Here is a 26,861-nt window from a genome sequence, read left to right on the forward strand (position 1 = left end):
CGCTGAATACGGTACACCATCTACAATGGAGATTCCGGACAATCTTGAAAAATATCTTCCATATTTCGATGCAGTTCTTCTTGAGAACCACGGAGCACTTACATGGAGCACAGACTTAAATGCAGCTTACATGAAGATGGAATCTGTAGAATTTTACGCACAGCTTCTGTATCAGACAAAACTTCTGGGTGGTCCGAAAGAATTCGATGAAAAGAATATCCAGAAACTGTATGAGATCCGTCGTAAATTTGGTATGGCCGGTAAACATCCTGCAAACATCTGCCTGAACAAAGACGGAAAGAACTGCCATAACTGCGGTGGTGCATGCCATGATGGTGAATTCAAGAAATTCCCTGGATATCAGTATGATTTTGTAGGCGGAGATTCCAAACCGGAAGAAGCAGCTCCTGCAGCACAGTCAGATGCAGAACTTGTTGCTGAGATCACAAAGAAAGTAATGGCTCAGTTAGGAATGAAATAATTCAAAAGGAGGACAGTCTCATGCCAGTCAGTGAGAGTATGGTACAGGAAATTGTACAGCAGGTTATGGCAAAAATGCAGATAGCAGACGCTCCGGCAGAAAAACAGCATGGCGTATTTAAAGATATGAACGATGCGATTGAGGCAGCAAAGAAGTCTCAGGAAATCGTACATAAAATGTCCATGGACCAGAGAGAAAAAATTATTAGCTGCATCCGCAAAAAAATTAAAGAAAATGCAGAAATTATGGCACGTATGGGTGTAGAAGAAACTAAGATGGGTAATGTAGGAGACAAGATCCTTAAACATCACCTTGTTGCAGATAAGACACCCGGAACAGAAGCAATTACTACAACCGCATGGTCAGGAGACAGAGGCCTTACACTTGTTGAAATGGGACCTTTCGGTGTAATTGGAGCGATTACACCTTGTACAAACCCAAGCGAGACAGTTTTATGTAATACAATGGGAATGCTGGCAGGTGGAAATACAGTTGTATTTAACCCACATCCGGCAGCAGTAAAAACATCCCTTTATGCAGTAAACCTTGTCAATGAAGCTTCCCTGGAGCAGGGCGGCCCGGATAATATTGCTGTCAGTGTAGAGAATCCTACATTAGATACAAGTTCTGTTATGATGAAGCACAAAGATATTCATCTTTTAGTTGCTACAGGCGGTCCTGGAGTAGTAACAGCAGTTCTTTCTTCAGGAAAGAGAGGAATCGGTGCAGGAGCAGGTAACCCGCCGGCACTGGTTGATGAAACCGCTGATATCCGTAAGGCAGCAAGAGATATTGTTAACGGATGTACGTTTGACAATAACCTTCCTTGTATTGCTGAGAAAGAAGTTGTTGCAGTTTCTTCCATTATGGATGAACTCATGCATTATATGCTGACAGAGAATGACTGTTATCTTGCTTCAAAAGAAGAGCAGGATAAGCTGGTAGAGGTAGTTCTGGCAGGCGGTAAACTGAATCGTAAATGCGTTGGACGTGATGCAAGAACACTGCTCTCGATGATCGGTGTGGATGCACCGGCAAATATTCGCTGCATTATCTTTGAGGGACCAAAGGAACATCCTCTGATCACAACAGAACTTATGATGCCGATTCTTGGAATTGTCAGAGCAAGAGATTTTGAAGACGCAGTAGAACAGGCTGTATGGCTGGAACACGGCAACCGCCATTCTGCACATATTCATTCCAAGAATGTAGATCGTATTACAACATATGCAAAAGCAATCGATACAGCAATCGTGGTAAAGAATGGCCCATCCTATGCATCCCTTGGATTTGGATCAGAAGGATATGCTACATTTACAATTGCAAGCCGTACAGGCGAAGGTCTTACCTGTGCAAGCACATTCACAAAGAGAAGACGCTGCATCATGGAAGACAGTCTCTGTATTCGATAAATAATCTGACCTGATAAACTGTGAAACAGTTATCCGGTTATGAACTGACAGCGAATATTCATTTGAATATAAGGAGAGAAAGAACATGGACATGAATAATGTAAATATAGAAGAAATCGTGAAACAGGTTCTCTCCGGCATGACAGGAAATGCACCGGCAGCAGCCTCTGCACCGGCAGCATCAACTGGAATCCCGAAGACAGCCAGAGTAGCTGTATTAACTGAGAAAGAGCATTTTGATATCAAAGAATACCCGATCCCGCCAATCGGAGATGACGATATCCTGGTTAAAGTTGAAGGATGTGGTGTATGCGGTACAGATGCACACGAATTCAAGAGAGATCCATTTAACCTGATTCCGGTTGCACTTGGACATGAAGGTACAGGTGAAATCGTGGCAATGGGTAAGAATGTTAAAGTAGACACAGCAGGAAAACCTGTAAAGGTTGGAGATAAAGTTGTTACCTGTATGATCTTCAAGGATGATCCGGATATTACAATGTTTGACCTGAACAAGAAGAACGTAGGCGGAGCTGATGTATACGGACTTCTTCCTGACGATGATGTACATCTCAACGGATGGTTCTCTGATTACATCTTCTTAAGAGGCGGAAACTTTGGAACTACATTCTTCAATGTAAGTGACCTGGATTTGGATTCCCGAATTCTCATTGAGCCATGCGCAGTACTTGTACATGCAGTAGAGAGAGCAAAAACAACAGGAATCCTTCGTTTCAACAGCAGAGTAGTTGTTCAGGGTTGTGGACCAATCGGACTGATCTGTATTGCAGTACTTCGCACTATGGGTATTGAACATATCTGTGCAGTAGACGGAAATGAGAAACGTCTTGAATTTGCCAAGAGAATGGGCGCAGACACAAGTGTTAATTTCATGAACTTCAAGGGAATCGAAGCACTGACAGAAGCTGTAAAAGAAGCTCAGGGCGGACATCTTGCAGATTTCGCATTCCAGTGTACAGGAAATCCGAAAGCTCATGCAAACATTTATAAATTTATCCGCAATGGCGGCGGCCTTTGTGAACTTGGCTTCTTCATTAATGGTGGAGATGCTACAATTAATCCGCATTTTGACCTCTGTTCCAAAGAAATCAACCTGGTTGGCTCATGGGTATACACTCTGAGAGATTATGTAACAACCTTTGATTTCCTTAAGAGAGCAAATGCAATCGGTCTCCCGATGTCTGAACTGATCACAGATAAGTTCCCGTTAGAGCAGATCAACGAAGCTCTTCAGACAAACCTGGCAATGACAGGACTTAAGATCGCAGTTGTAAATAAATAGTTACTGTTCACTGGTAACAATAAATAGTAAGCCTGGCAATAGAGGAGAAACGAAATGGCAGAAGCTGTAGGAATTTTAGAGGTATTCGGGCTGACGACAGCCTTTGTAGCAGGCGATGCCGGATGTAAGGCAGCAAATGTCCGCCTGGAGGTTTTTGATAAAAATAAACCAGCCAATGCTGACAGCCTGCCGGTACCGCTCCTTGTCTGCATTAAATTCAGAGGAAGTGTAACTGATGTTACAGCAGCCGTGGAAGCAGGCATGGAAGTTGCAAACAGAATGACTGGTGTGGTACAGCACTATGTAATCCCGAACCCGGAAGAGGGAACGGAAAAAATGCTGAAGATCAGCGCCCTGGATAAGGATTAGCAGTTGCATATCCATTGGGCATCAGTTAAAATATAATCAGATATTTATTTGTAGATTCAGGAGGAAGCAGAAATGGCACAGGAAGCATTAGGAATGGTAGAAACCAGAGGACTTACAGCAGCAATTGAAGCAGCTGATGCAATGACAAAAGCAGCTGAAGTAGCATTAGTAGGAACAGAGAAAATCGGATCCGGACTTGTAACAGTTATGGTACGCGGAGACGTAGGAGCTGTTAAAGCAGCAGTAGAAAGCGGAAGCGCAGCAGCATCCAGACTTGGTGAATTAGTTGCCACACATGTTATTCCGAGACCTCATACAGACGTAGAAAAAATCCTTCCAAGCATCTGACCAGCAGAGCAGGAATAAAAAAGGAGTTCGCTCATGAGTAAATCATATGGATTTATAGAAATCACAGGTGTCGTTGCAGCGATTGATGCGCTTGACATCATGTGCAAAACTGCAGACGTTGAGCTGGCGTCATGGGAACGTAAGCTGGGCGGACGACTGGTTACTATTATAGTTGAGGGTGATGTATCTGCCGTGACAGAAGCAGTAAATGCAGCAGCGACAGGTGCAATCAAGAAACCGGTAAGTTATGCAGTAATTGCACGGCCCCATGAAGAAATTGTCAGAATGGTGGAACTGAGTGCAAGTCGCTGGAAGAACAATCAGGGGGATGAATAATGGCTGAAGAAAAGAACCCGGAAGCAGATAAAAAAGTCCCTAAAAAGGCAGCCACTCCGAGGAAAACCAGGAGTACAGCCGGAAGAGCAAAAACCTCTGCAAAAACAGAGGTGAAAGCCCAGACAGCAGATACGGCGGCAGAAACAACAGATAAGACAGAATCCCAGAAGGAAGAAATAAAGGAAACAGTATCTCATAAGGAGGAGAAAATCATGACACAGGAAGCATTAGGAATGGTAGAAACCAGAGGACTTACAGCAGCAATCGAAGCAGCAGACCAGATGTGCAAAGCTGCTAACGTAGCATTAGTAGGAACAGAGAAGATCGGATCCGGACTTGTAACAGTTATGGTACGTGGAGACGTAGGAGCTGTTAAATCTGCAGTTGAGAGCGGAAGCGCAGCAGCATCCAGACTTGGCGAATTAGTTGCTACACATGTAATCCCAAGACCACACACAGATGTAGAGAAAATCCTGCCTGTATTAAAATAATAAAGCCGTCATATTTGACAGAAAGCAGGTGTATTCTTGGAAGCAAATAATATTGAATTGATTACCAGAATGGTAATCCAGGCGATTAACCAGAATGAGAAAAAAACCAATGGCTTTATGGTTCCAATCGGAGTTTCAGCAAGACACATTCACCTGACACAGGAACATGTTGAGGCATTATTCGGACCCGGATATCAGCTTACAAAGAAAAAAGAGCTGATGGGGGGACAGTTTGCTTCTAATGAAACAGTTACCATCGTGGGACTGAAGCTTCGTGCCATTGAGAATGTAAGAATCCTTGGGCCGGTTCGTAAAGCTTCACAGGTTGAGGTATCTGCTACAGATGCCATCAAACTTGGAATGAATGTTCCGGTTCGTGAATCCGGAGATATTACCGGAAGTGCGCCTGTCGCAATTGTAGGACCTAAAGGGGCTGTTTATCTGAAAGAGGGCTGTATTGTGGCAATGCGTCACATACATATGTCTCCGAAAGATGCACAGGCTGCAGGTGTGAAAGATGGTGATATTGTATCAGTAAAAGCAGACAATGAGAGAGGAACAATCTTCAATCAGGTTAAAATCCGTGTGGATGACAGCTTTACACTGGAGATGCATATTGATACAGATGAGGCAAATGCAGCAAAGATTGCCACAGGTAATACGGTAACAATAATTAAATGATAAGAAAGTCAGAGATCAAGAGGCATTTATAAATGCCTCTTGATCTTGAACTCATACATTGTTGCTGTTTATTTTGTTTGCAGTAACAATAAATATCGGATCAGAGACAGATGGTTGTCTTTGATATCATTATCAGAAATAATTCGGAGGCTCATATGATTGTAGGCAAAGTAGTAGGAAGTGTGGTATCCACACGAAAATGCGAAAAACTGATAGGAAGCAAATTTATGATTATCGAGCCTGTCCATCATATGAAAGGTGACCTCAGCCAGCTTGTAGCAATCGATATGATCGGTGCCGGAGTTGGTGAATATGTATTGGTGGCACAGGGAAGCGCAGCAAGAATAGGCTGCGGCGTAGAAACAGCACCGGTAGATGCAGCGATTGTTGGTATCATTGATGACGGTGCAGGATTGGAGTAACGCCATGGAAATCAAAGAATTACAAGATATTATACAGCAGAATGGTGTTGTAGGTGCCGGCGGAGCCGGATTCCCTACTTATATGAAGCTTACAGATAAAGCTGATACCATTCTTATGAACTGTGCAGAGTGTGAACCATTACTGAAATTACACAGACAGTTATTGGAAAAGCACGCATATGAAATTATGAAAACGTTCCATATGATTCAGGAGACAGTAGGAGCAGCTGAAGCAATTATTGGAATTAAGAAATCTTATGTGCAGACAATTCAGGCATTAAACCAGCACATCGAAGAATTTCCGGGAATGAGACTGCATCTTCTGGATGAAGTTTATCCGATGGGAGATGAAGTAGTACTCATCTATGAAGCAACCGGAAGAGTCGTACGGCCGGGAGGACTGCCAATTGAGCAGGGAGTAGCCGTATTTAACGTTGAAACGGTTTATAATGTATATCGTGCTGTGGAAGAAAAGCAGCCGGTTACTGATAAATATGTATCTGTTGTTGCTGAAGTAAGTGATCCAGTTACAGTAAGAGTTCCGCTGGGATGTACCCTGGAGGAAGTGGTAGCTCAGGCAGGCAGCACAACAGTAAAGGATCCTGTCTATTTCGTAGGCGGTCCTATGATGGGACGAATTGGAAATGGTTCAGATCCGGTGACAAAGACAACAAATGCGATTTTGGTTCTGCCAAAAGACCATCTTATCGTAGCGAAGAAGCAGCGGACTTCTTCCATAGATTTAAAGAGGGCAGCATCTATCTGTTGCCAGTGTAATACCTGTACAGATTTATGTCCGAGACATAATCTGGGACATCCGATCGATCCGGCGAAATTTATGAGAGCCGCATCAAATAATGATTTCAGAGACCTGAATCCATATCTGGATGCTTCTTTCTGCAGTTCCTGCGGTGTATGTGAGATGTATTCCTGCCCGCAGAGCCTTGCACCGAGAAGTCTTCTGGCAGATATGAAAGGCGGACTGAGAAAAGCAGGCATCCGTCCTCCACAGGGGGTACAGCCGAAACCAGTACAGGAATCCAGAGAGTATCGTAAAGTTCCGGAAGAACGTCTGATGGCACGTCTTGGACTTACAAGATATGACAAAGATGCTCCTCTGAAAGAAGACCTTGTACAGGTCGGAAAAGTAAAAGTATTACTGAGCCAGCATATCGGAGCACCGGCACAGGCTATCGTCAAAACCGGTGATCAGGTAACAAGAGGACAGATGATTGCTCAGCCTGCACAGGGCTTAAGCGTTGGTATTCATGCATCTGTCAGTGGTAAAGTCACAGAAGTAACAGACCGTTACATCATTATTGCAGTAAAGTAGAAAGGACGTGCACAAAATGAGTAAAGCAATCGGAATGATTGAATTTAAAACCACATCTACAGGCGTTACTGCAGCAGATGCTATGGTAAAAACATCTGAGGTAGAAATCGTCGAGGCACAGACCGTATGTCCTGGTAAATATATTGCAATTATTACCGGTGACTTAAGTGCGGTAAAGGCAGCCGTTGATGCGGCAGTGACTACATATGAGGACAAATGCATTGACAGCTTTGTGCTGGGCAACCCTCATGAATCTATTTTCCCGGCAATTTACGGAACCACACAGGTGGAAGATGTAAGTGCACTGGGAATTCTGGAAACATATGACGCAGCTTCCATCATCGAGGCGGCAGATCAGGCTGCGAAGACTGCGATCGTAGATCTGATCGAACTTCGTATTGCCAAAGGTATGTGCGGAAAATCCTATATGATGATCACAGGAGAAGTTTCAGCAGTAGAAGCTTCCATAGAAAGAGCAAAAGAGCTCGTATCAGCAAAAGGAATGTATTTGGATTCTTCCGTTATCGCACATCCTGACAGAAGAATGATTGATAGTATTCTGTAATGAGAATTCCTCAAAAAAGGAGGCAGAAAGATGCTTGCACTGGAGAGAAGAAATCAGATTCTCGAAAAATTACAGGCAGAGAAGCGAGTGGTAGTCAGTGACCTGAGCCAGCTTTATAATGTCTCTGAAGAGACCATACGCCGCGATTTAGACAAACTGGAAAAAGAAGGACTTGCAATTAAAAGCTATGGCGGTGCAGTGATTAATGAGGATATTAGCATTGATTTACCTTTTAATGTTCGCAAGAATCAGAATGTCTCAGGGAAGCAGAAAATGGCAGAAATTGTTGCTTCCCTTGTAAAAGACGGAGACCATATTTTTCTTGATGCCAGCACAACAGCTGTATTTGTGGCAAAAGCGTTAAAAGAAAAGCAGAGACTGACAGTGATTACCAATTCCATGGAAATATTACTGGAACTTTCTGATGTGTCCGGATGGAACATTATTTCTACCGGAGGTGTTATGAAAGAGGGATATCTTGCTTTTCTTGGATCTAAGACAGATGAATCTATCCGTTCATATTATGTAGATAAAGTGATCTTTTCATGTAAGGCCCTGGATAAAGACTGGGGGATCATGGAATCGCAGGAAGCTTTTGGTTCAACAAAAAGAGCGATGATGAGCTCAGGTCGTGAGAAAATTCTGGTTGTGGACAGTTCGAAATTTGACCAGACTGCATTTTCTGTTGCAGGCAGCCTGAAGGATGTAGATGTAGTTGTAACAGACAAAAAGCCTGTGGACAGGTGGAGGATATACTTTGAAAAATTAGGTGTAGAGTGCAAATATCCTGTCTGATACCAGAGAAAAGGAGTATTGTAGTATATGAATACTTTTGAAATGAAGACAGTAATCCATTTCGGTAATAATGCCCTGGACAGATTAAAAGAGATTCCCTATAAAAGAGTGTTGGTTATCACAGACCCTTTTGTAGTTCAGAGCAGTATGATTAATCTGATCACAGCACCATTGAACAGTGCCGGGATCGAATATGATATTTTTCATGATGTAGTTCCGGATGCGCCAATTGATAAGATTGCGGAGGGTGTAAAGAAGTTTTTGCAGTATCAGCCTGAAGCAGTAATTGCAGTAGGCGGTGGTTCAGCAATTGACTCTTCTAAAGCAATCAGAGAGTTTGCTCTGAAGATTAATAATTATGGAAAAGTAGGTCTGATCGCAATTCCTACTACAAGTGGAACAGGATCAGAAGTTACTTCTTTTGCAGTAGTAAATGATACAACTGCACATATAAAATATCCGCTGATCGCAGACAGTCTGACAGCAGATGAGGCAATTCTGGATGCAGAACTTGTAAAGAGTGTTCCACCGGCTATCACAGCTGATACCGGAATGGATGTATTTACACATGCGCTGGAGTCTTATGTAAGTACACAGCATAATGAATTTTCAGCGGCACTGGCGGAGAAAGCTGTAGAGATCTGCGGTGAATTTCTTCTGAGAGCATATCTTGACGGCAGTGATATGCATGCACGCCAGAAAATGCATGTAGCATCCTGCCTTGCAGGGCTTTCTTTTAATACAGCAGGTCTGGGAATTACACACAGTATGGCACATCAGCTCGGAGCTATGTTTCATATTCCACACGGAAGAGCAAATGCAATGCTTCTTCCACATATCGTAGAATTTAATTCCGATATTAATAAACACAGCAAGAGTAAAGAAGTGTATCTCCCGGCAGTACATAGATATGCGAATATTGCACATATTCTTGGACTGAATAACTATAATCCTGTCATGACAGTTCGGTCGTTGGTAAACTGGATTCAGTTTATGCAGAAAGAGATGAATATTCCGCTGACAATCCAGGAAATTGGTACAGTTACACCAGATGAATATTTTGGTGCGATTGACAAAATGGCAGATGCTGCACTGGCAGATGCCTGCACATCAACAAACCCACGAGTTCCGACAAAAGAGGATATTATGAAGATCTATAAGAAATTATGGTCATTCTAAGAGAAAAAGGTCTGGCCGGATAAGTCAGGCCTTTTTTTGTAAAATATAACGGGGAAATCTGTTATATAAGCAAAAATGCGGGCAGATACTATGCTGCCGTTGAAATCAGATACAGGAGATGAATCGCAGATGAGCATTTATACAAAAAGGGGAGATAAGGGGATTACAGATATGGCCCGTACCAGAAATATCTCCAAGTCGGATGATCGGATCCGGCTTTCAGGTGCCATAGATGAACTGAATAGCCATATCGGACTGATGATCAGTATGATTTCTTCTCAGGAAACGGTTCAATTTCTGGAGAGCGTGCAGAGTACACTGAATCTGGTTGCAACGGGAGTGGAGGATCCATATAACAGAAAATGCAGGATCAGTGAAGAGAGGGTAACTGCTCTGGAAACAGAGATTGATAATCTGGAGAAATTATGTCCACGGCCTGTTACTGAGAAATTAAAAGGAAACAGCAGTCTGGCAGCGGAAATCGATATTGCCAGAACAGTGGCCAGAAGAGCAGAATGTAGTCTGGCTCAGGTGAGTGTTAAATTCGGAGCAGATGCAGGGAGCAGGAAATTTCTGAACCGTCTTTCTGATTATTTCTTTATTCTTGCAAGATATACAGAGAATGCAGAGGGTAAAGCGGGTTCTTACGAGATGCAGAAAACAGAAATAGAAGTTACGGGCGCAAAAGCAGAGGCAAAGAATATAAAAACTCAGAATACAGAAGCAGAGGCTGTAAATACTATGGATACACTGGCTGGAACAGTAAATATTAATGAGGCAGTCATTCGTGAAGTTCTGAAAAGAATAGGCGTACAGACCAGAATTACACTGGATATCGCCAAGAAACTGATCGACAGGATTGAGCAGGAAGCTTTGCGAAGAGGGGCACATGCAGTAATTTCTGTATGCAATGCAGAAGGGAATCCGATAGCTGTTCATGTGATGGACGGAGCATTTCTGGTAAGCTTCGATGCTGCAATGAAGAAAGCCTATACAGCGGCAGCAGTAAGAATGTCAACCATGGAATTTGGTAAGATGGCTCAGCCGGGAGGAACATTCTACGGTGCAGACAAATTGGACAATGGAAAGATTGTAATTTTTGGTGGTGGTGTTCCGCTGAAATCCGGAGATACAGTGATCGGTGGTCTTGGTATCAGCGGTGGCACCGGAGAAGAGGATCACAGTCTGGCAGAATACGGACAGTCTGTTCTGCAGGAATTAATATAGGAAATCTTCCTTGCCTTTCGTACTCTGCTGAACTGTTTCAAATGTATTTAATTAAGAGGATTGTTATAAGCTCAGGACATTTACCGGGAGGAAAGTGTTCTGGGCTTTTCTTTATCTTCGTTTATATTTCCCGGGAGTCATGCCCTTATATTTCTTAAAAGTACGTATAAAATAACTCAGATCATTAAATCCGTTCCTGTAAGCAATTTCTGTGATTGAATCATCAGTAGCCGCCAGTTGTAAACAGGCTTCTTCAATTCTCTGTCTGTTCAGATAATCCACAGGAGTCTGATGGGTCATTTCCGAAAAGAACCTGCAGAAATATTTCGGTGACATAGAGACAGAAGCAGACAGTTCCTGAAGTGTGATAGGATTGGCATAATTTTTTTCGATAAATTCCAGAACCTGCTTCAACTGTAAAATACGTTTATAGTCTCTGCGCGTTCGGGTAGGATTTTCGATAAAGTAATGATTACTGAAAACCAAACCAAAAAAGTGGTAAAATTGTCCAAATACAGTCAGCTCATATCCGGTATCTTTTTCATACATGGCATCAAACAGAACAGAAATACAGTTCAGAATCTGTGGATGCTCATCTGAAAAATGTGGAAAAAGCATTGTTTCCTGATGCAGGATTTTCTGGATATATTCTCCGCATACAGGATTGTTTTTCAAAAAAGTGTTCATATCAAAAACAATGCACTGATATACACAATCATGGGGAATTCCTGAATGAAGGATTCCGCTATGTACAAAAATGACATCATTCTTAACTGCTGTAAAACTTTTTTCGTCTAAAGTGACAGTAAGAGAACCTTCCAGAATACGAATTATTTCATATTCCACATGCCAGTGATAAGACATGACATATCTGGGATGTGTATGATCGATGTGATGAAACTCAAATGGAAACTCATAAGTGCCTCTTGGACGGTCTTCATTATGGTCTAAATCATGCAAAAGAACTTTCCTCCTTACAAAATTTACAGAAATTTTATGATTAAAACAGAAAAAGTGAATATTGTACTGTTTTTTGCTATTATAACACAAGTAATTTTCTGAATGCAATTATATAATAGATATCAGTAACAAAGTTGAGTGGTCAGGCTGCTGTGAACGGAGTGAACAGTGGTTATCGGGCTACTTGGCACAACAGGTGTAGAGGTTATTATTTTTGTTATATTTGCAGTCAGAAGATGCTGCGAAAAGTGAAAATGTAATCTTGGGGGTTAGAGCGTGTCTGAAAAATCATTCCCGCAATCTGCACGCCCCACTTTGCGGGATATTTCACCCGAATTCAGTTGCCGTAGCCCGCTACGGCGCCCTCATCCGGGCAAAATATCCCACAAATTGTGACGCACATCTTGCAGAAAGCCTTTTTCAGACACGCTCTAGCAGGAAATGATCCTGCGGGAATATTACAATAATTTATCAGGAGGTATTTTATTATGGCAAAGAGCAGATTAATTGGCAGCTATCCGGTAATTGGTATCAGACCTACTATCGATGGTCGTAGAGGAGCACTGGATGTTCGAGGATCTCTGGAAGATCAGACAATGAATATGGCGAAATCAGCTGCTAAATTATTTGAAGAGAATTTAAGATATTCCAACGGTGAACCGGTTAAAGTTGTAATCGCTGATACAACCATCGGACGTGTTGGCGAGAGCGCTGCATGTGCAGATAAATTCCGTAAAGAAGGCGTAGATATCACTCTTACAGTTACACCATGCTGGTGCTACGGTGCTGAGACAATGGATATGGATCCACAGACGATCAAAGCTGTATGGGGATTCAACGGAACAGAAAGACCTGGTGCTGTATACCTTGCATCTGTACTTGCAACACATGCACAGAAAGGACTTCCGGCATTCGGTATCTATGGACATGATGTTCAGGAAGCTGATGACACATCTATTCCGGAAGATGTTAAAGAAAAACTGTTAAGATTCGGCCGCGCAGCAGTTGCAGCAGCATCCATGAGAGGAAAATCCTATCTGCAGATCGGTTCTGTAACAATGGGTATCGGTGGATTTATCATTGATTCCGATTTCATCGAATCTTATCTTGGAATGAGAGTTGAGTCTGTTGATGAGGTAGAGATCATCCGTCGTATGACAGAAGGTATCTATGATCACGCAGAATTTGAGAAAGCTCTGAAATGGGCAAAAGAAACCTGTAAGATTGGCTGGGATAAGAACCCTGAAGAACTTCAGTTCTCAGCTGAAAAGAAAGAAGAGCAGTTCGAGTTTGTTGTTAAGATGGCAGTTATCATCAAAGAACTGATGAACGGCTGTGACAACCTTGATCCTAAATTCTCTGAAGAAGCAATCGGACACAATGCTCTGGCAGCCGGTTTCCAGGGACAGAGACAGTGGACAGATTTCTATCCGAACGGTGACTTTGCAGAAGCTATGCTGAACACCTCCTTTGACTGGAACGGAGCACGTGAACCATACATCCTGGCTACAGAGAACGATGTTCTTAACGGACTTGGAATGCTGTTCATGAAACTTCTTACAAACAGAGCACAGATTTTCGCTGATGTTCGTACATACTGGAGTCCGGAGGCTGTTAAGAAAGCTACAGGATATGACCTTGAGGGCGTAGCAAAAGAAGCCGGCGGTTTCCTTCACCTGATCAACTCCGGTGCTGCCTGCCTTGATGCTAACGGAGAAGCAAAAGAAGCTGATGGAACAGCTGTTATGAAACAGTGGTGGGATATCACAGAAGAAGACCAGAAAGCAATCATGGAAAACACAGAATGGTGTATGGCTGATAACGGATACTTCCGTGGAGGCGGATACTCCAGCCGTTATGAAACACGTGCTCAGATGCCTGCAACAATGATCCGTCTGAACCTTGTAAAAGGACTTGGACCGGTTCTGCAGATCGCTGAAGGATGGACAGTAGCTCTTCCTGAAGAAGTATCTGACAAGCTGTGGAAACGTACAGACTATACATGGCCATGTACATGGTTTGCTCCAAGATGCGATGGCAAAGAAGGACCGTTCAAGACAGCTTATGATGTAATGAACAACTGGGGTGCAAACCATGGAGCAATCTCCTACGGACACATTGGTGCAGATCTTATCACAATGTGCTCTATGCTGAGAATTCCTGTATCCATGCACAATGTTCCTGAGAAAGATATCTATCGTCCGGCAGCATGGAATGCATTTGGAATGGATAAAGAAGGTGCAGATTTCAGAGCATGCAAGAATTATGGACCTCTTTACAAATAATAAATAAAACCGATATGTAAGAATGTATATCGGCCGCCCGGAGTTGGAGATGATCTGACTTTGGGCGGCTGTTTGTATCAGGGGGAATCAAAAAAACAAACTGATATCTGTGTGTACAGATACCAGCCTGTTGTATATATATGTATGTGTGATGTGTGTATAATGTGTAAAAATGATATTTGGCATGAATATGCCAAAATCCCGAGACATACAAGTCAAAATTCCATTGCCGCAGGCAATCTGGAATGAATTTTGGCTACGTTACTGTGAACAGTAACGAAAAGATAAAGCAAAATCAGTTGTTGATTACAACACCTTTCTGAAGCATTATATTTGCATACAGAGCTTTTTCGCTTGTGGAAATAATGCAATATGCAGTTTTGGCTTCTTCATAGAAAGCGAAACGTTCAATATTTCCAACCGCTTTATCGCCGCGTTCGTCATATTTGGCAACGATTTCTTTATATGTATCCCAGATTGGTGTTTCTACATTATCGCCAGGCATAACTTCCATGAGATTTACAGGATGCTCTACATAAGTATCCAGTGGAAACAGTTTGAGGATCGCATCCAGGATTTCCGGTACACCATGTCCGTCACAGCGGATAGTGATGGCATTCTTTCCCATAGATTCAACAGGGAAGTTACCGTCTGCGATAACAAGACGATCGCTGTGTCCCATTTCACATAAAACTTTTAATAATTCCGGTGATAAAATTTCAGGAATTCCCTTTAACATAATTTGTATTCTCCTTTCAAAATTCTGAAAATCATTGTAAACAGTTTAATGAAAAAAATCAGATTATTCAAGGCAATATTTTACGCAAAAAGAGTAAATTTTTATAGTTTACAGCGGAGGAAACAGTAACACACGGAGTTGTATGAAATGCACAAAAAATATATTGAAAAATTGAAAAAATAGTATAAATATGCTATTATCATTATAGCGAATCACGCAGATATTCGAAACCTGCTTTACTGTTCGCTTATAACCGAATAGCTGCTTTGCGGAGGTTTTACCTGATTCGGTTAAATAAGTAAAAGGAAGTAGTAATTTTTATTGGGTTATCAGGCAGAGGGATGATGCCTGATCTTATGGGGGATAAAATTTAATATGTACAAAATATTATTGGTAGACGACGAAATCCTGGTCAGGGATGCAATCAGGGAGAACATTGACTGGAAAAGCCTGGACTGTGAGCTTGTGGGGGATTGTGAGAATGGCAGACAGGCAGTGGAATTTGTGCAGAGCCACAAGGTGGATGTTGTATTGACAGATATCTGTATGCCTTATATGGATGGTATGGAACTGAGCGAGTTTCTTCATGATAATTATCCGGATATTCTTATTGTTATATTCAGCGGTTTTGGGGAATTTGAATATGCGAAGAAAGCAATCCGTTATAATGTAAGTGAATATATGCTCAAACCTGTCACAGCAATGGAACTGACAAAAGTGCTCCGGAATATGAAAGAGAAACTGGATTCCAGAAAAAAAGAACAGGAAAAAATGGAATCCCTGTCGCAGACTTCAAAGGATTATCACAAGAATGTGGATGTCATCCGGTCGAAAGCACTGGAGACTCTTGTAAATTGTACAAGAGATGTGCAGGTAAGTCTTCTGGAACTGAAAAAGCTGGGGATCTGTTTTGAATGTTCGAGCTACAGAGTAGCTGTTTTTGATATGGACACTTATTCAGAAATGTATCAGGTAGATATGCATAAACAGCAGGAAAGCGCACTGATGTCCTTTGTACTTTTTAATATAGGAAATGAAATTGTGACCAGAGAGAACGCAGGTGTTGCTTATCAGGAAGGCAGCAATCGGGTATGCATTATATTTACAGGATGCAGATCCAGAGAATTCGGAGACAAAATACATAGTATCTGTCAGGAAATCCAGCAGAAAGTAAAAGAAGTGATCGGGATTGAAACTTCTATAGGAATCGGAAGCTGGGTGAGATCACCTCAGGAACTGGTCTATTCCTATAAGCTTGCTGAGAAAGCCATTGGCTATCGGTATCTGCTGGGAGGCAGCCTCCTTTTGGATATGGAAGAAAAGAAAACGGACAACAGTATTAATCTTATAAAATCTCTGGAAACACTGACAGAAGAGATAAAGGTCGGAAACAGGCAGAAAGTGACAGAAATCCTGGAGCAGATCGAGCATGAGATCAAAGGGGCACTGGTGGAGAAAAGCTATGCCTGCATTTATCTTCAGCAGGTGATACGTGCCATCGGAAATACCTGCCAGTCCCTGAGTGATGATCCGGAAAAGATCATTGCTCAGAGAGAGAAGCTTCTGAAAGAAGTTTCTCAGGCAAAAACCTTTGATAAAGCAGTGACATTGGTGAAGGAGTATGCTGAAGGAGTATTTGAATCACTTCAGGATCTGAACAGTTCCAGTGGCCAGAGGCAGGGAATGATGGCTATGGATTATATCCGGAAAAATTATATGGATCCGGATCTGAGTCTGAACAGTATCTGTTCTTATCTGAATATCAGTACCAGCTATTTCAGCACTATTTTTAAGGAGATGACAGGGGAAACGTTTATCGAATCACTTACCAGGATAAGAATGGAGAAGGCCAGGGAACTTCTGGAGAATACAACGCTGAAGAATTATGAGATTGCGGAAAAAGTAGGATTTTCAGATCCACACTATTTCGGAATTTCATTTAAGAAGATGACAGGAAAAACACCTACCGAATATGCAAGGGAGAAACGCCGATGAAGATTTCTTCAAAATTTAAGAGTATTCAGAGTTCTATTTTCTGTGCGGTGTCGATCCTGGTATTAAGTGCGGTACTGGTTGTGACAGTGGTATCCTTGAGATATACGAATTCATCTATTTATGAAAATTCTGTCATGTATACACAGACGATCATCAAACAGCTGAATCAGAATATAGATTCGTATATCAGTTATATGGATAATATTGCGTCAGTGATCGCGCAAAGCGGTGATGCTTATAAATATCTGTACAGTGAAAAAGGATATGGAGCCACAAAGGATGAAAATTACAGTGAATACAGACAGCGCCTTGTGGAACAGTTTAAAACGATCCTGAAGGGCAGGGCGGATATCAGAAATATCGGGATTGTCAGAGAGGATAAGAACTCTCCATCTCTGTTTGACAATGGATTATCTGTGAGAAATACATATGTAGATCTTAATACACAGCCATGGTATGCAGATGCAGTCGGAAAATATGACCGGTATAATCTGACATCTTCTCATGTGCAGAATGTGATAAAGGGAGAAAGACCATGGGTCATCACACTCAGCAGAGGAATCCGCAATTATACAGGAACAGAAGCAGAGGATGGAGTAGTTTTTCTGGATTCGAATTACAGTGCGATCAGTGAACTCTGTGCACAGAGCAGCATGGGAGATAAAGGATATGTTTTTATTCTTGATCAGAATGGAAATATCGTTTATCATCCACAACAGCAGCAGTTATATAATGAACTGCAGACAGAGAACATTTCACTTGTTATGAATGCAAAATCAGATATTGTTACTGTCGGAAAGGGAGATGACGAGAAAATTTATGCACTGTCCCATTCTGATATCACAGGATGGACTATTGTGGGATGCATGAATATGTCTGAACTTTTACGAAACAGCAGACAGACAAGAAGTATTTATGTGCTGGTAGCAGTGGGGCTGATTATAGTTGCTCTTCTGATTTCCAGCCTGATTGCCAGAAATATTACGCTGCCGATCCAGAAGCTTCGCGATTCCATGAAAAGTGTGCAGAAAGGAAATTTTGATATTGAAGATATAGAGGTGATTTCCGACAATGAAATAGGAAGTCTTACCAGATCTTTTAATGTGATGACGCACAGGATACGGGAATTAATGGAGCAGAATGTAAAGGAGCAGGAGCAGAAGAGAAAAATAGAATTGAAAGCCCTGCAGTCGCAGATCAATCCACATTTTCTGTATAATACGCTGGATTCTATTATCTGGATGGCTGAAGGAAAGAAGAATGAGGAAGTGGTGATAATGACGGCTTCTCTGGCGCGACTGCTCAGACAGAGTATCAGCAATGAGGATGAGCTTGTAACAGTCGGACAGGAGATTGAATATGTCAGAAGTTACCTCACGATCCAGAAGATGCGCTATAAGGATAAGCTGGAATTTGAGATAAAGGCAGATCCATCCATTACACAGGTACCTATCATTCGTCTGGTATTGCAGCCGCTCGTGGAGAATGCAATTTATCATGGCTTAAAATATAAAGACAGTAAAGGACTGTTGACAGTACATGGGTATATGAAAGGTGAGAATGCAGTAATCGATATTACGGACGATGGTGTGGGAATGGATGAGGAAACCCTGAAACATATTTATGATAAGCATAAGGTGAATTACCGTTCCAATGGAGTTGGGGTGTACAATGTGCAGCAGCGTCTGGTTTTATATTACGGAAAAGATTATGGCATTATCTATCACAGTGAAAAAGGAAAGGGAACCACAGCATCTGTTGTAATTCCCGGAATACAGGAGGAATCCCATGAAAAGTCATAAAAAAGAGATTATAACAGTTGCAATCCTTATGGCGGCAGCAGTGGTGATTTTTGCCGGAATCCTGAAACCGGAGGCGACACAGACGAAAAAATGCTCCCTCATTTATATTCCAAAGATCAGGGATAACACCAATGATTTCTGGACTTCGGTAATATCCGGCTGTAAGATGGCGGCAGAGGAATATGAATCTGACCTTGAAATCCTGGCTCCGGATAAAGAAGAGAATATAGAAGAACAGAATAAACTTCTGAAAAAGGCCATTGAGCAGAAACCGGATGCGATTCTGTTTTCTCCTTCCAGCATGGATGCATCAGATGAACTTCTGAAGGAAGCAAAAGAAAAAGGAATCCGTATTACCTATATTGATTCCTATACAAAAGAAGAATTGCAGGATCTCACAGTTGCCACAGATAATGTGAATGCGGGCAGGATGTTAGGAGAGTATGCCAGAAAATTAATCGATAAAGATTCAAAGATAGCCATTGTCAGCCATGTAAAAGGTGTTTCCACGGCTGTGGAGAGAGAACAGGGATTCAGGGAAGGTCTTGGTGACTATGCTGATAACATAGTAGATATTGTCTACTGTAACTCACTCTATGAGAAATCCTATGAACTGGCGCAGGAACTGATGAGGAAATATCCGGATCTGGAACTGATTGCAGGAATGAACGAATATTCTGCAGTTGGTGTGGGAAGAGCAGTCAGTGATGCAGGAGCGAAAGATAAGATCGCAGTAGTTGGTGTGGACTGTTCCCAGGAGGCCATCAATCTTATGGAAATGGGCGTTTATAAGGGAATTATTGTGCAGAAAGCATTCCGGATGGGGTATATCGGAGTGGAAGAAACCATTCATATGCTTAACGGGGATGCAGTAGAGAAGAATATTGATTCAGGATGCGAGCTGGTTACGCCGGAGAATATGTATAACAGTGATATTGAACGGCTGATCTTCCCGTTTAGCTGACTGACGCGTTGAAACGACTGCGTAATATAAGGATAAAAGAAGCAAAAAGGTTAAATATTTCCGGATGAAAAAAGGAAATATTTAACCTTTTTTTGGAAGATATTTCATTACAATTATCCGACAGGTAAGGTAAGATATAGAAAACAAAGAGAGATACGAAATAACGTAAGGAGGGTGAAAAACTTGGAAAAGTTGAAACAAAATCCAATTGTGAAGAAACTCGGTCTGAACAGAATCCTGTTAGCATGTATTCTGGTTCTTATGTTCGTAGTCTTCAAAGTAGTTCTGGGAAGTAAGTTCCCTGTAGGTGACAGTATCAAATCTACTTTGAACTATGTATACTTCCTGGGCTTTCTGTCACTTGGAGTAACATTTGTAATTGCCACTGGAGGAATCGATTTCTCCATTGGACCTGTAATGTTCTGCTGTGCCCTGATCTCAGGTTACTGCATGACATCTTATCATGTACCTTGTGCAGCAGCAATGGTGATCTGTATCCTGATCGGATTTGCATTTGGCGTGTTTAATGGCTGGATGGTATCCTATATGTCAGTTCCGCCATTTATCATTTCCATGGCATCTATGAACATTGCAAAAGGTATTGCATCTGTATTTACAAAGACACAGTCCGTCAGCTGGCCACTGGGAAGTGATCCTGTAAACGGATGGTTCAGAAATCTTATCTCCTATAAGGGATTCCCTGTAGGACTTGTGATTTTCCTGGCAGCAGCAGTGATCTGTGGGATTATTCTTTATAACACAAAACCGGGACGTTATATCCTTTGTCTTGGTTCTAACAGCGAAGCAGTAAGACTCAGCGGTGTTAATACAAAAAAATGGAGAATGCTTGCTTATGTGATCTGCGGTGTTCTTGTAGGAATCGGAGCAATTTTCTTTGTTGGTGCTTATACAACTGTTCAGCCTGGATACGGCGATCAGTACAACAATGAAGCGATTGCAGGCTGTGTAATGGGTGGTACATCCATGGTTGGCGGACTTGCTTCTATCGGCGGTACAGTCATCGGTGTATTTATCATTTCTCTTCTTCAGCAGGGTATCATGGCATTTGGTCTTGGTAAAGGTCAGCAGATGATCATCACAGGACTTATCGTAATTGTAGCAGTTTATGTCGACGTTTCTGCAAGACGCAGAAAGAACTGATCGGAAGGGAGGATGTAACAATGGGTGAAGTTATTTTGACTATGAAGGACATTGATAAGTCCTTTCCTGGAGTTCATGCTCTGGATCACGTTAATTTCGAAGTGAAACGCGGCGAAGTACATGCTCTTATGGGAGAAAACGGTGCCGGAAAGTCTACATTGATGAAAGTTCTTACCGGTATTTATCAGAAAGATTCAGGATCCATTACCTATAAAGGAAAGGAAACTGAATTCCATAACACAAGAGAAGCGCAGGATGCAGGTGTTGTAATCGTGCATCAGGAGCTGAACATGGTAGGTGATCTTACCGTAGCTCAGAATATTTTTATCGGACGTGAACCAAAGAAAGGGTTCAGCATTGATGATAAGAAAATGATCGAAGATTCCAAAAAACTCTTTCAGGAACTGAACATTGAAATCAATCCAAAAGAAAAGATGAACAATCTTACCGTCGGAAAACAGCAGATGTGTGAGATCGCAAAGGCTATTTCCCACAAAGCAGAGGTTATTATCTTTGATGAGCCGTCAGCAGCACTGACAGAGAAAGAGATTGCAGACTTATTCGAGATTATCCGTGATCTTCGTAAGAAAGGTCTTGGAATCGTTTATATTTCCCACCGTATGGATGAGATCAAAACGATCACTGACAGAGTAACAGTCATGCGAGATGGTGGTTATGTAGGAACGCTGATCACAGCAGACAGTACAAAAGAAGACATCATCAACATGATGGTTGGACGTGTCATTTATGAAGATCCTAAGGAACACAGCATGGTTGCACCGGATGCACCTGTTGTTCTTAAGGTAGAGAACCTGAATGCAGGTAAGATGGTTCAGAATGTAAGCTTTGAACTTCGCAAAGGTGAGATTCTTGGTTTCTCAGGACTGATGGGAGCCGGACGTACTGAGACAGCAAGAGCACTGTTTGGTGCTGACCCGAAACAGAGTGGAAAGATCTCTATAAGGGGAAAAGACGGACAGCTTCGCGAGGTAACTATCAACAGTCCTCAGGATGCAGTTAAATATGGTATTGGTTATCTGTCAGAGGACAGAAGAAGATATGGTTGTGTCGTACAGAAATCTGTAACAGAGAATACTACGCTGGCAACCATGGAAGAATTTACCAGTGGTATCTTCATTAATAAATCAAAAGAAAAAGAGGTTTCAGAGAAATACGTTAAAGAGCTGGCAACCAAAACTCCAAACTGCGAGCAGCTGGTAGTCAATCTTTCCGGTGGTAACCAGCAGAAGGTCGTTATCGCAAAATGGCTGACACGAGACAGTGAGATCCTTATTTTCGATGAGCCGACCAGAGGTATTGATGTTGGTGCCAAGAATGAAATTTACAAGTTAATGAACAGACTGGCTGCAGAAGGTAAATCTATTATCATGATTTCTTCTGAAATGACAGAAGTTCTCCGTATGAGTGACCGTATTATCGTTATGTGTGAAGGTAAGATTACAGGAAATATTGATATTTCCGAAGCTACACAGGAACACATTATGAATCATGCAACACGGAACATCAATTAAGGAGGAAAGTCATGACTAAGAAGAAAAAAAGTATTTTAAGTGATCAGAGATTTATTGTATTACTGGTTATTATTGTACTGTTTGCAATTTTCTCCTTTAAGAGCAGGGAGTTCAGACAGTATACCACAATCCTGAGTATGCTGGATTTCTCATATTATGATCTTCTGATGGCAATCGGTGTTACATTCCCTCTTATTACAGGAGGTGTAGACCTGTCAATCGGAACAGGTATGGTATGTTACGCATTGATCGCAGGATCTCTGGTAAGAAATAATAATCTTCCGGTTGTACTTGCAATGTTACTTTGCATTGTACTTGGAATTATTGTAGGAGCAGCAAATGGTGTGCTGATCGGTATTATGAACCTGCCGCCATTCCTTGCAACACTTTGTACATGTATGATTACCCGAGGTGCAGGATCCCTGTGCAGTGCCACTCCCTGGCCGGGACTTACACAGGAGGGCGGATGGTTCCATTCAATCTTTAAGATTACAGTTGGAACAGGAAGAAGTGCTTCCCGTTATCCTATCGGTTTCTTATGGATGATCATTCTGGTCCTTGTAATGGAATATGTTCTGAATCATACAAAATTCGGTCGTTATACGATCGCGATCGGTTCCAATAAAGAAGCAGCAGCTCTTTCGGGAATCAACGTTAAATTCTATCATGTTATGGTATATGTAGTATGCGGACTCTTCACAGGTCTTGCAGCTATCGCATATGCGGCAGTTACACCAACTGTACAGCCTGGTACCGGTGCAGGACTTGAAATGGATGCCATCGGTGGAGTATTCGTAGGTGGTGTTGCAGCAACAGGTGGTTATGGATCAGTAATCGGTACTTTAGCCGGTATCTTCGTTATCATGCTTCTGAAAACCGGTCTTCCATATATCGGACTTCAGGCAAACTGGCAGCAGATTATTACAGGTGCAGTTCTTATCATTGCAGTACTGATCGATATCATGAAAGAAAAGAAAGCAGCAGCAAAATAATTTTCAAAACTGAATAAAGAAAAATGCATCTTACGACAGATGCAAAACAGCAGGATATGAAACAACGGAGGGCTTCCAGGGGATGTTCGGCGACAGTATTGTCATATGTGTATTTTGGGGAAGGCGGAACGAGAGAGGAAGCCTCCGGGGTATCATTTATAAAAAAAACTATATTAAAAATGTATATTTAAAAGGAGGAAATTTTAAATGAAAGCAAAAAAAGTGATCGCATTAGTTATGTGTGCAGCAATGGTAGCAGGAATGTCCGCATCAAGCGTTATGGCAGCCGATATGCCGGAACAGTTCAAAGATCTGAAAGCTAATGAAGCTTATGATTTCCCGATGATGGTTAAATCTTTCCAGTCTACATACTGGGATGCAGCTCAGGAAGGTATGAAGAAAGCTGCTGATGAACTTGGTGTTACATACAAAGCACAGGGACCAAACAGTGAATCTGATATCGCTGACCAGGTTAACATGATCAACACAGCAATCGCTGCAAAGCCGGCCGGATTAGGTCTTGCTGCATGTGATACATCTTCTGTTCTTGATGCACTTCAGGAATGTGCTGACAAAGGAATCCCGGTAGTAACATTTGATACAGGTATCGCTGATGCTCCGGAAGGATCTGTAGTATGTGAAGTTTGTACAGATAACACACAGGCTGGTTCTGTTGCAGCTGAAAACATGTATAATTCAATCAAAGATGTTATAGCTAATGCAGATGGACAGGTTATCATCGGTGAAGTTAACCAGGATGCCACAGGTCAGAACATCCAGCAGCGTGGTGGCGGATTCATTGACAAAATGATCGAACTTATTCAGGCTGACGGAAAAACAGTTGCAGTTAAAGGTAACGAGTTCTATGTAAACGCAGCTAAAGGTGCAGATGCAAAAGAAGCAGACGCAGACGTTGTTATCCAGGTCGCTGTTCCTGCACAGACAACTGTAGAGCTTTGCTCAACAGAGGCTCAGGCAATCCTTTCTCAGGAAAACTGCATCGCTATCTTCGGTTCCAACCAGACAGCAGCAGAAGGTGTTCTTGCAGCTAATGCTAACCTGAACGTTCTTGGTTCTGACGCAGGAGCAGGCGATGTTATCGGTGTTGGTTTCGATGCTGGTTCTATCATTAAAGCCGCTGTACAGGATGGAACATTCATCGGTGCTGTTACACAGTCTCCTCTGATGATGGGTTACTATGCAATCTACGCTCTGACAGCAGCAGCTAACGGACAGGAACTTGAAGATGTTCCTACAGATGGATACTGGTATGATTCCACAAATATGGACAGCGAAGAAATCGCTCCTAACCTTTATGACTAATCGATAAGTAAATATCGAGAGGAAATGAATCCTTAGAATTAAGTATTAATTATTAATACAAATACAGACGCCGCACTGCCGTATGGCAAGTGCGGCGTTGTTGTTCAAACAATAAAACAATGATTGGAAATGATGATTTTATTAAGTTGTAAAGATACTTATTTCGACGATAGATTTCAAAATAGCAAATAAGGACACTTTTTCAGACAAACAAGGTTCTTATTTTGGGGAGTAAGTTGAGATAAAATAAAATCATCAGATATGAAGAGCGTATAAATTCATATATTGAGGAGGTTTTGCAATGGCAGCATATTATTTAGCAGTAGATATCGGAGCATCCAGCGGACGTCACATCATTGGACATATGGAAAACGGAAAAATGGTTCTGGAAGAAATTTATCGTTTTGAGAATGGAATGGTAAAGAAAGACGGAGAACTCTGCTGGGAATTTGACCGTCTTTTCAAAGAGGTAGTAAATGGTCTGAAGAAATGTAAAGAAATCGGCAAGATTCCGGTAAGTATGGGCGTGGACACATGGGGCGTTGACTTCGTACTTCTGGACAAAAATGACAATGTTCTTGGAAATACAGTAGGATATCGTGACCACCGTACAGAGGGAATGGATAAAGAAGTTTATAAGGCAATTTCCCTGAAAGATCTCTATGCAAGAACAGGTATCCAGAAAGCTGATTATAATACGATCTATCAGCTGATGGCAGTGAAAAAGAAACATCCGGAATATCTGGAACAGGCGGAGACACTTCTTCATGTGCCGGATTATTTCCATTTCCTTCTTACAGGACAGAAAACCTGTGAGTACACAGAAGCTACGACAGGACAGCTTGTAAGCCCGATCACTAAGGACTGGGATTATGAACTGATCGATATGCTCGGTTATCCGAGAAAAATGTTCCAGAAGCTGATTATGCCCGGAACAGGCATCGGACATCTGTCAGATAAGATCAGGGAAGAAGTGGGCTTTGATCTGGAAGTGGTTGCACCTGCAACACATGATACAGGATCCGCTGTACTGGCAGTTCCTGCAAATGATGATGACTTTATTTACATCAGTTCAGGAACATGGTCACTGATGGGAATTGAGAGAAAAGAAGCTGACTGCTCTGAGAAGAGCTGTGAGATGAACTTCACAAATGAAGGCGGTTATGCAGGCCGTTTCCGTTACCTGAAGAATATCATGGGACTCTGGATGATCCAGTCTGTGCGTCATGAAGTAAATGATGCATACAGCTTTGCAGAAATCTGCGCAATGGCAGAGGAAGCAAAGGATTTCCCGTCAAGAGTAGACGCAAATGATGAGTGTTTCCTTTCTCCTGACAATATGACAGAGGAAGTTAAGGATTACTGCCGCAGAACAGGACAGAAGGTTCCGGAAACTCTGGGAGAGATTGCAACAGTTATCTACACAAGTCTTGCGGAATGCTATGCAAAGACAGCAAAAGAGCTGGAAGAGATGACCGGCAGGACTTACAGCCGTATTCATATCGTGGGCGGCGGTTCCAACGCAGGATATCTCAATGAGCTGACTGCAAAGGCAACAAAGAAAGAAATCCATGCAGGTCCAGGAGAGGCAACTGCAATCGGAAATATCACAGCACAGATGCTGAAAGCAGAAGAGTTTAAAACCATTGAAGAGGCTCGTACTATCATTCATGAATCCTTTGGTGTAAAAGTTTATAAATAATAAAAGGGGAACAGGGTATTGGCTCTGTTCCTTTTGTGTTACTGTTCACTCCGTTCACACAGTAACGAAACAGGGACTGTTACGAGTCAACGGCAAGGGAATATGTTGACTATCATGGGGTTTCAAAGTATAATGATGGCTGGTGAATTGAGCGGAAATACAGGGTGATTCATCAGAGGTAAGTGATTGATTTTAATAGATAAAGGCAGGTTATATATGAATACAATTAGTGTGGAAGAGCTGGAGAAGATTGATTCTTCTAAGATTACGATCGTGGATGTGCGGCCGGCGGATCAGTACAGCAGGGGATCTTTTCCGGGGGCAGTGAATATTCCGCTGGATGAGTTTGAGGAAAGAATGGAGTCTGTGGACAGGGAGAAGATGGTGTATGTTCTCTGTCATACGGGGGACAGAAGCCGGGACTGTGTGGAGAAGCTGAGTGATGAGCGGTACGGCTGTCGTAG

General features: G+C 42.1%; 26 protein-coding genes and 2 pseudogenes. 25 read left to right on the forward strand and 3 right to left on the reverse strand.

The genetic code is table 11. The annotated features are described in order from the left end of the window. The 14 genes from AC075L_RS16550 to AC075L_RS16615 form a co-directional block, all read left to right on the forward strand. Positions 1-481, forward strand: a 481-nt coding sequence (locus AC075L_RS16550; protein ID WP_476387913.1) for a class II aldolase/adducin family protein, incomplete at its 5' end; no start/stop codon positions are given. Positions 482-501: 20 nt separating this feature from the next. Next, positions 502-1,893: an aldehyde dehydrogenase family protein gene (locus AC075L_RS16555; protein WP_055057221.1), complete on the forward strand. Its 1,392-nt coding sequence runs from the start codon at positions 502-504 to the stop codon at positions 1,891-1,893. Positions 1,894-1,978: 85 nt separating this feature from the next. Continuing rightward, positions 1,979-3,196 (forward strand): zinc-binding dehydrogenase, encoded by a 1,218-nt coding sequence (locus AC075L_RS16560; RefSeq protein WP_026648407.1) that lies wholly within the window; start codon positions 1,979-1,981, stop codon positions 3,194-3,196. Between the two features lie 54 nt (positions 3,197-3,250). Further along, a complete protein-coding gene (locus tag AC075L_RS16565; protein WP_026648406.1) occupies positions 3,251-3,565 on the forward strand; it encodes a BMC domain-containing protein in 315 nt (104 codons plus the stop codon). A gap of 72 nt (positions 3,566-3,637) precedes the next feature. Continuing rightward, positions 3,638-3,913: a BMC domain-containing protein gene (locus tag AC075L_RS16570; RefSeq protein WP_008705581.1), complete on the forward strand. Its 276-nt coding sequence runs from the start codon at positions 3,638-3,640 to the stop codon at positions 3,911-3,913. Between the two features lie 33 nt (positions 3,914-3,946). Beyond that, the gene (locus tag AC075L_RS16575; RefSeq protein WP_008705580.1) at positions 3,947-4,249 is read left to right on the forward strand and encodes a BMC domain-containing protein; all 303 of its coding nucleotides are present in this window, start codon (positions 3,947-3,949) and stop codon (positions 4,247-4,249) included. Between the two features lie 212 nt (positions 4,250-4,461). Further along, positions 4,462-4,740 (forward strand): BMC domain-containing protein, encoded by a 279-nt coding sequence (locus AC075L_RS16580; RefSeq protein ID WP_005427721.1) that lies wholly within the window; start codon positions 4,462-4,464, stop codon positions 4,738-4,740. Positions 4,741-4,809: 69 nt separating this feature from the next. Then, complete coding sequence (gene pduL, locus AC075L_RS16585) at positions 4,810-5,421, forward strand: phosphate propanoyltransferase (protein ID WP_416386435.1); 612 nt, start codon at positions 4,810-4,812, stop codon at positions 5,419-5,421. Between the two features lie 155 nt (positions 5,422-5,576). Continuing rightward, positions 5,577-5,843, forward strand: coding sequence for a EutN/CcmL family microcompartment protein (locus AC075L_RS16590; protein ID WP_026648404.1), 267 nt, complete (start codon positions 5,577-5,579; stop codon positions 5,841-5,843). Between the two features lie 4 nt (positions 5,844-5,847). Then, positions 5,848-7,176 (forward strand): 4Fe-4S dicluster domain-containing protein, encoded by a 1,329-nt coding sequence (locus tag AC075L_RS16595; RefSeq protein ID WP_026648403.1) that lies wholly within the window; start codon positions 5,848-5,850, stop codon positions 7,174-7,176. A 16-nt stretch (positions 7,177-7,192) separates the two neighbouring features. Then, positions 7,193-7,741, forward strand: a complete 549-nt coding sequence (locus AC075L_RS16600; protein ID WP_026648402.1) for a BMC domain-containing protein — start codon at positions 7,193-7,195, stop codon at positions 7,739-7,741. 30 nt (positions 7,742-7,771) lie between these two features. Further along, a complete protein-coding gene (locus AC075L_RS16605) occupies positions 7,772-8,536 on the forward strand; it encodes a DeoR/GlpR family DNA-binding transcription regulator (protein ID WP_026648401.1) in 765 nt (254 codons plus the stop codon). 27 nt (positions 8,537-8,563) lie between these two features. After that, positions 8,564-9,715 carry a 1-propanol dehydrogenase PduQ gene (locus AC075L_RS16610; protein WP_119245843.1) on the forward strand — a complete coding sequence of 384 codons (1,152 nt, stop codon included), beginning with the start codon at positions 8,564-8,566 and terminating at the stop codon, positions 9,713-9,715. Positions 9,716-9,844: 129 nt separating this feature from the next. After that, on the forward strand, positions 9,845-10,942 hold the full coding sequence (locus AC075L_RS16615) for a cob(I)yrinic acid a,c-diamide adenosyltransferase (RefSeq protein WP_055057255.1): 1,098 nt from the start codon (positions 9,845-9,847) through the stop codon (positions 10,940-10,942). Positions 10,943-11,053: 111 nt separating this feature from the next. Here the strand turns inward: AC075L_RS16615 and AC075L_RS16620 are convergent, their stop codons facing one another. Both AC075L_RS16620 and AC075L_RS16625 read right to left on the reverse strand, forming a co-directional pair. After that, complete coding sequence (locus tag AC075L_RS16620; RefSeq protein ID WP_118409550.1) at positions 11,054-11,902, reverse strand: AraC family transcriptional regulator; 849 nt, start codon at positions 11,900-11,902, stop codon at positions 11,054-11,056. A gap of 229 nt (positions 11,903-12,131) precedes the next feature. Then, positions 12,132-12,284 (reverse strand): annotated as a pseudogene (locus tag AC075L_RS16625) (DUF6783 domain-containing protein). Between AC075L_RS16625 and AC075L_RS16630 the strand changes: the two are divergent. After that, positions 12,243-12,347: pseudogene (locus tag AC075L_RS16630) on the forward strand (DUF6783 domain-containing protein); the annotation flags it as partial. The pseudogenes AC075L_RS16625 and AC075L_RS16630 sit on opposite strands and share 42 nt — an antisense overlap. 43 nt (positions 12,348-12,390) lie before the next feature. Continuing rightward, positions 12,391-14,187 (forward strand): L-fucose isomerase, encoded by a 1,797-nt coding sequence (locus tag AC075L_RS16635; protein WP_476387914.1) that lies wholly within the window; start codon positions 12,391-12,393, stop codon positions 14,185-14,187. A 295-nt stretch (positions 14,188-14,482) separates the two neighbouring features. Here AC075L_RS16635 and AC075L_RS16640 read toward each other — a convergent pair whose 3' ends face one another. Continuing rightward, positions 14,483-14,926, reverse strand: a complete 444-nt coding sequence (locus AC075L_RS16640) for an RbsD/FucU family protein (RefSeq protein ID WP_008708382.1) — start codon at positions 14,924-14,926, stop codon at positions 14,483-14,485. A 375-nt stretch (positions 14,927-15,301) separates the two neighbouring features. Here AC075L_RS16640 and AC075L_RS16645 point away from each other — a divergent pair, with 375 nt between their 5' ends. The 9 genes from AC075L_RS16645 to AC075L_RS16685 form a co-directional block, all read left to right on the forward strand. Beyond that, positions 15,302-16,921, forward strand: coding sequence for a response regulator (locus AC075L_RS16645; RefSeq protein ID WP_476387915.1), 1,620 nt, complete (start codon positions 15,302-15,304; stop codon positions 16,919-16,921). After that, the gene (locus tag AC075L_RS16650; protein WP_476387916.1) at positions 16,918-18,723 is read left to right on the forward strand and encodes a sensor histidine kinase; all 1,806 of its coding nucleotides are present in this window, start codon (positions 16,918-16,920) and stop codon (positions 18,721-18,723) included. Before AC075L_RS16645 ends, AC075L_RS16650 begins: the two co-directional genes overlap by 4 nt. Next, positions 18,710-19,687: a substrate-binding domain-containing protein gene (locus AC075L_RS16655; RefSeq protein ID WP_022380185.1), complete on the forward strand. Its 978-nt coding sequence runs from the start codon at positions 18,710-18,712 to the stop codon at positions 19,685-19,687. The genes AC075L_RS16650 and AC075L_RS16655 overlap by 14 nt, the downstream gene beginning before the upstream one ends. Before the next feature lie 183 nt (positions 19,688-19,870). Beyond that, on the forward strand, positions 19,871-20,848 hold the full coding sequence (locus tag AC075L_RS16660) for an ABC transporter permease (protein ID WP_008705559.1): 978 nt from the start codon (positions 19,871-19,873) through the stop codon (positions 20,846-20,848). A 20-nt stretch (positions 20,849-20,868) separates the two neighbouring features. Then, entirely contained in the window at positions 20,869-22,380 is a 1,512-nt protein-coding gene (locus tag AC075L_RS16665) for a sugar ABC transporter ATP-binding protein (RefSeq protein WP_008705558.1), read from the forward strand. 11 nt (positions 22,381-22,391) lie between these two features. Continuing rightward, positions 22,392-23,372 (forward strand): ABC transporter permease, encoded by a 981-nt coding sequence (locus AC075L_RS16670; protein ID WP_008705556.1) that lies wholly within the window; start codon positions 22,392-22,394, stop codon positions 23,370-23,372. Positions 23,373-23,579: 207 nt separating this feature from the next. After that, positions 23,580-24,695, forward strand: coding sequence for a substrate-binding domain-containing protein (locus AC075L_RS16675; RefSeq protein ID WP_055150866.1), 1,116 nt, complete (start codon positions 23,580-23,582; stop codon positions 24,693-24,695). Between the two features lie 301 nt (positions 24,696-24,996). Further along, a complete protein-coding gene (gene rhaB / locus AC075L_RS16680) occupies positions 24,997-26,397 on the forward strand; it encodes a rhamnulokinase (protein ID WP_118566099.1) in 1,401 nt (466 codons plus the stop codon). A 216-nt stretch (positions 26,398-26,613) separates the two neighbouring features. Further along, on the forward strand, positions 26,614-26,861 hold a 248-nt coding region (locus tag AC075L_RS16685), incomplete at its 3' end, for a rhodanese-like domain-containing protein (protein ID WP_476387917.1).

Source organism: Blautia sp. ZXY-1-B12 (assembly GCF_056339915.1).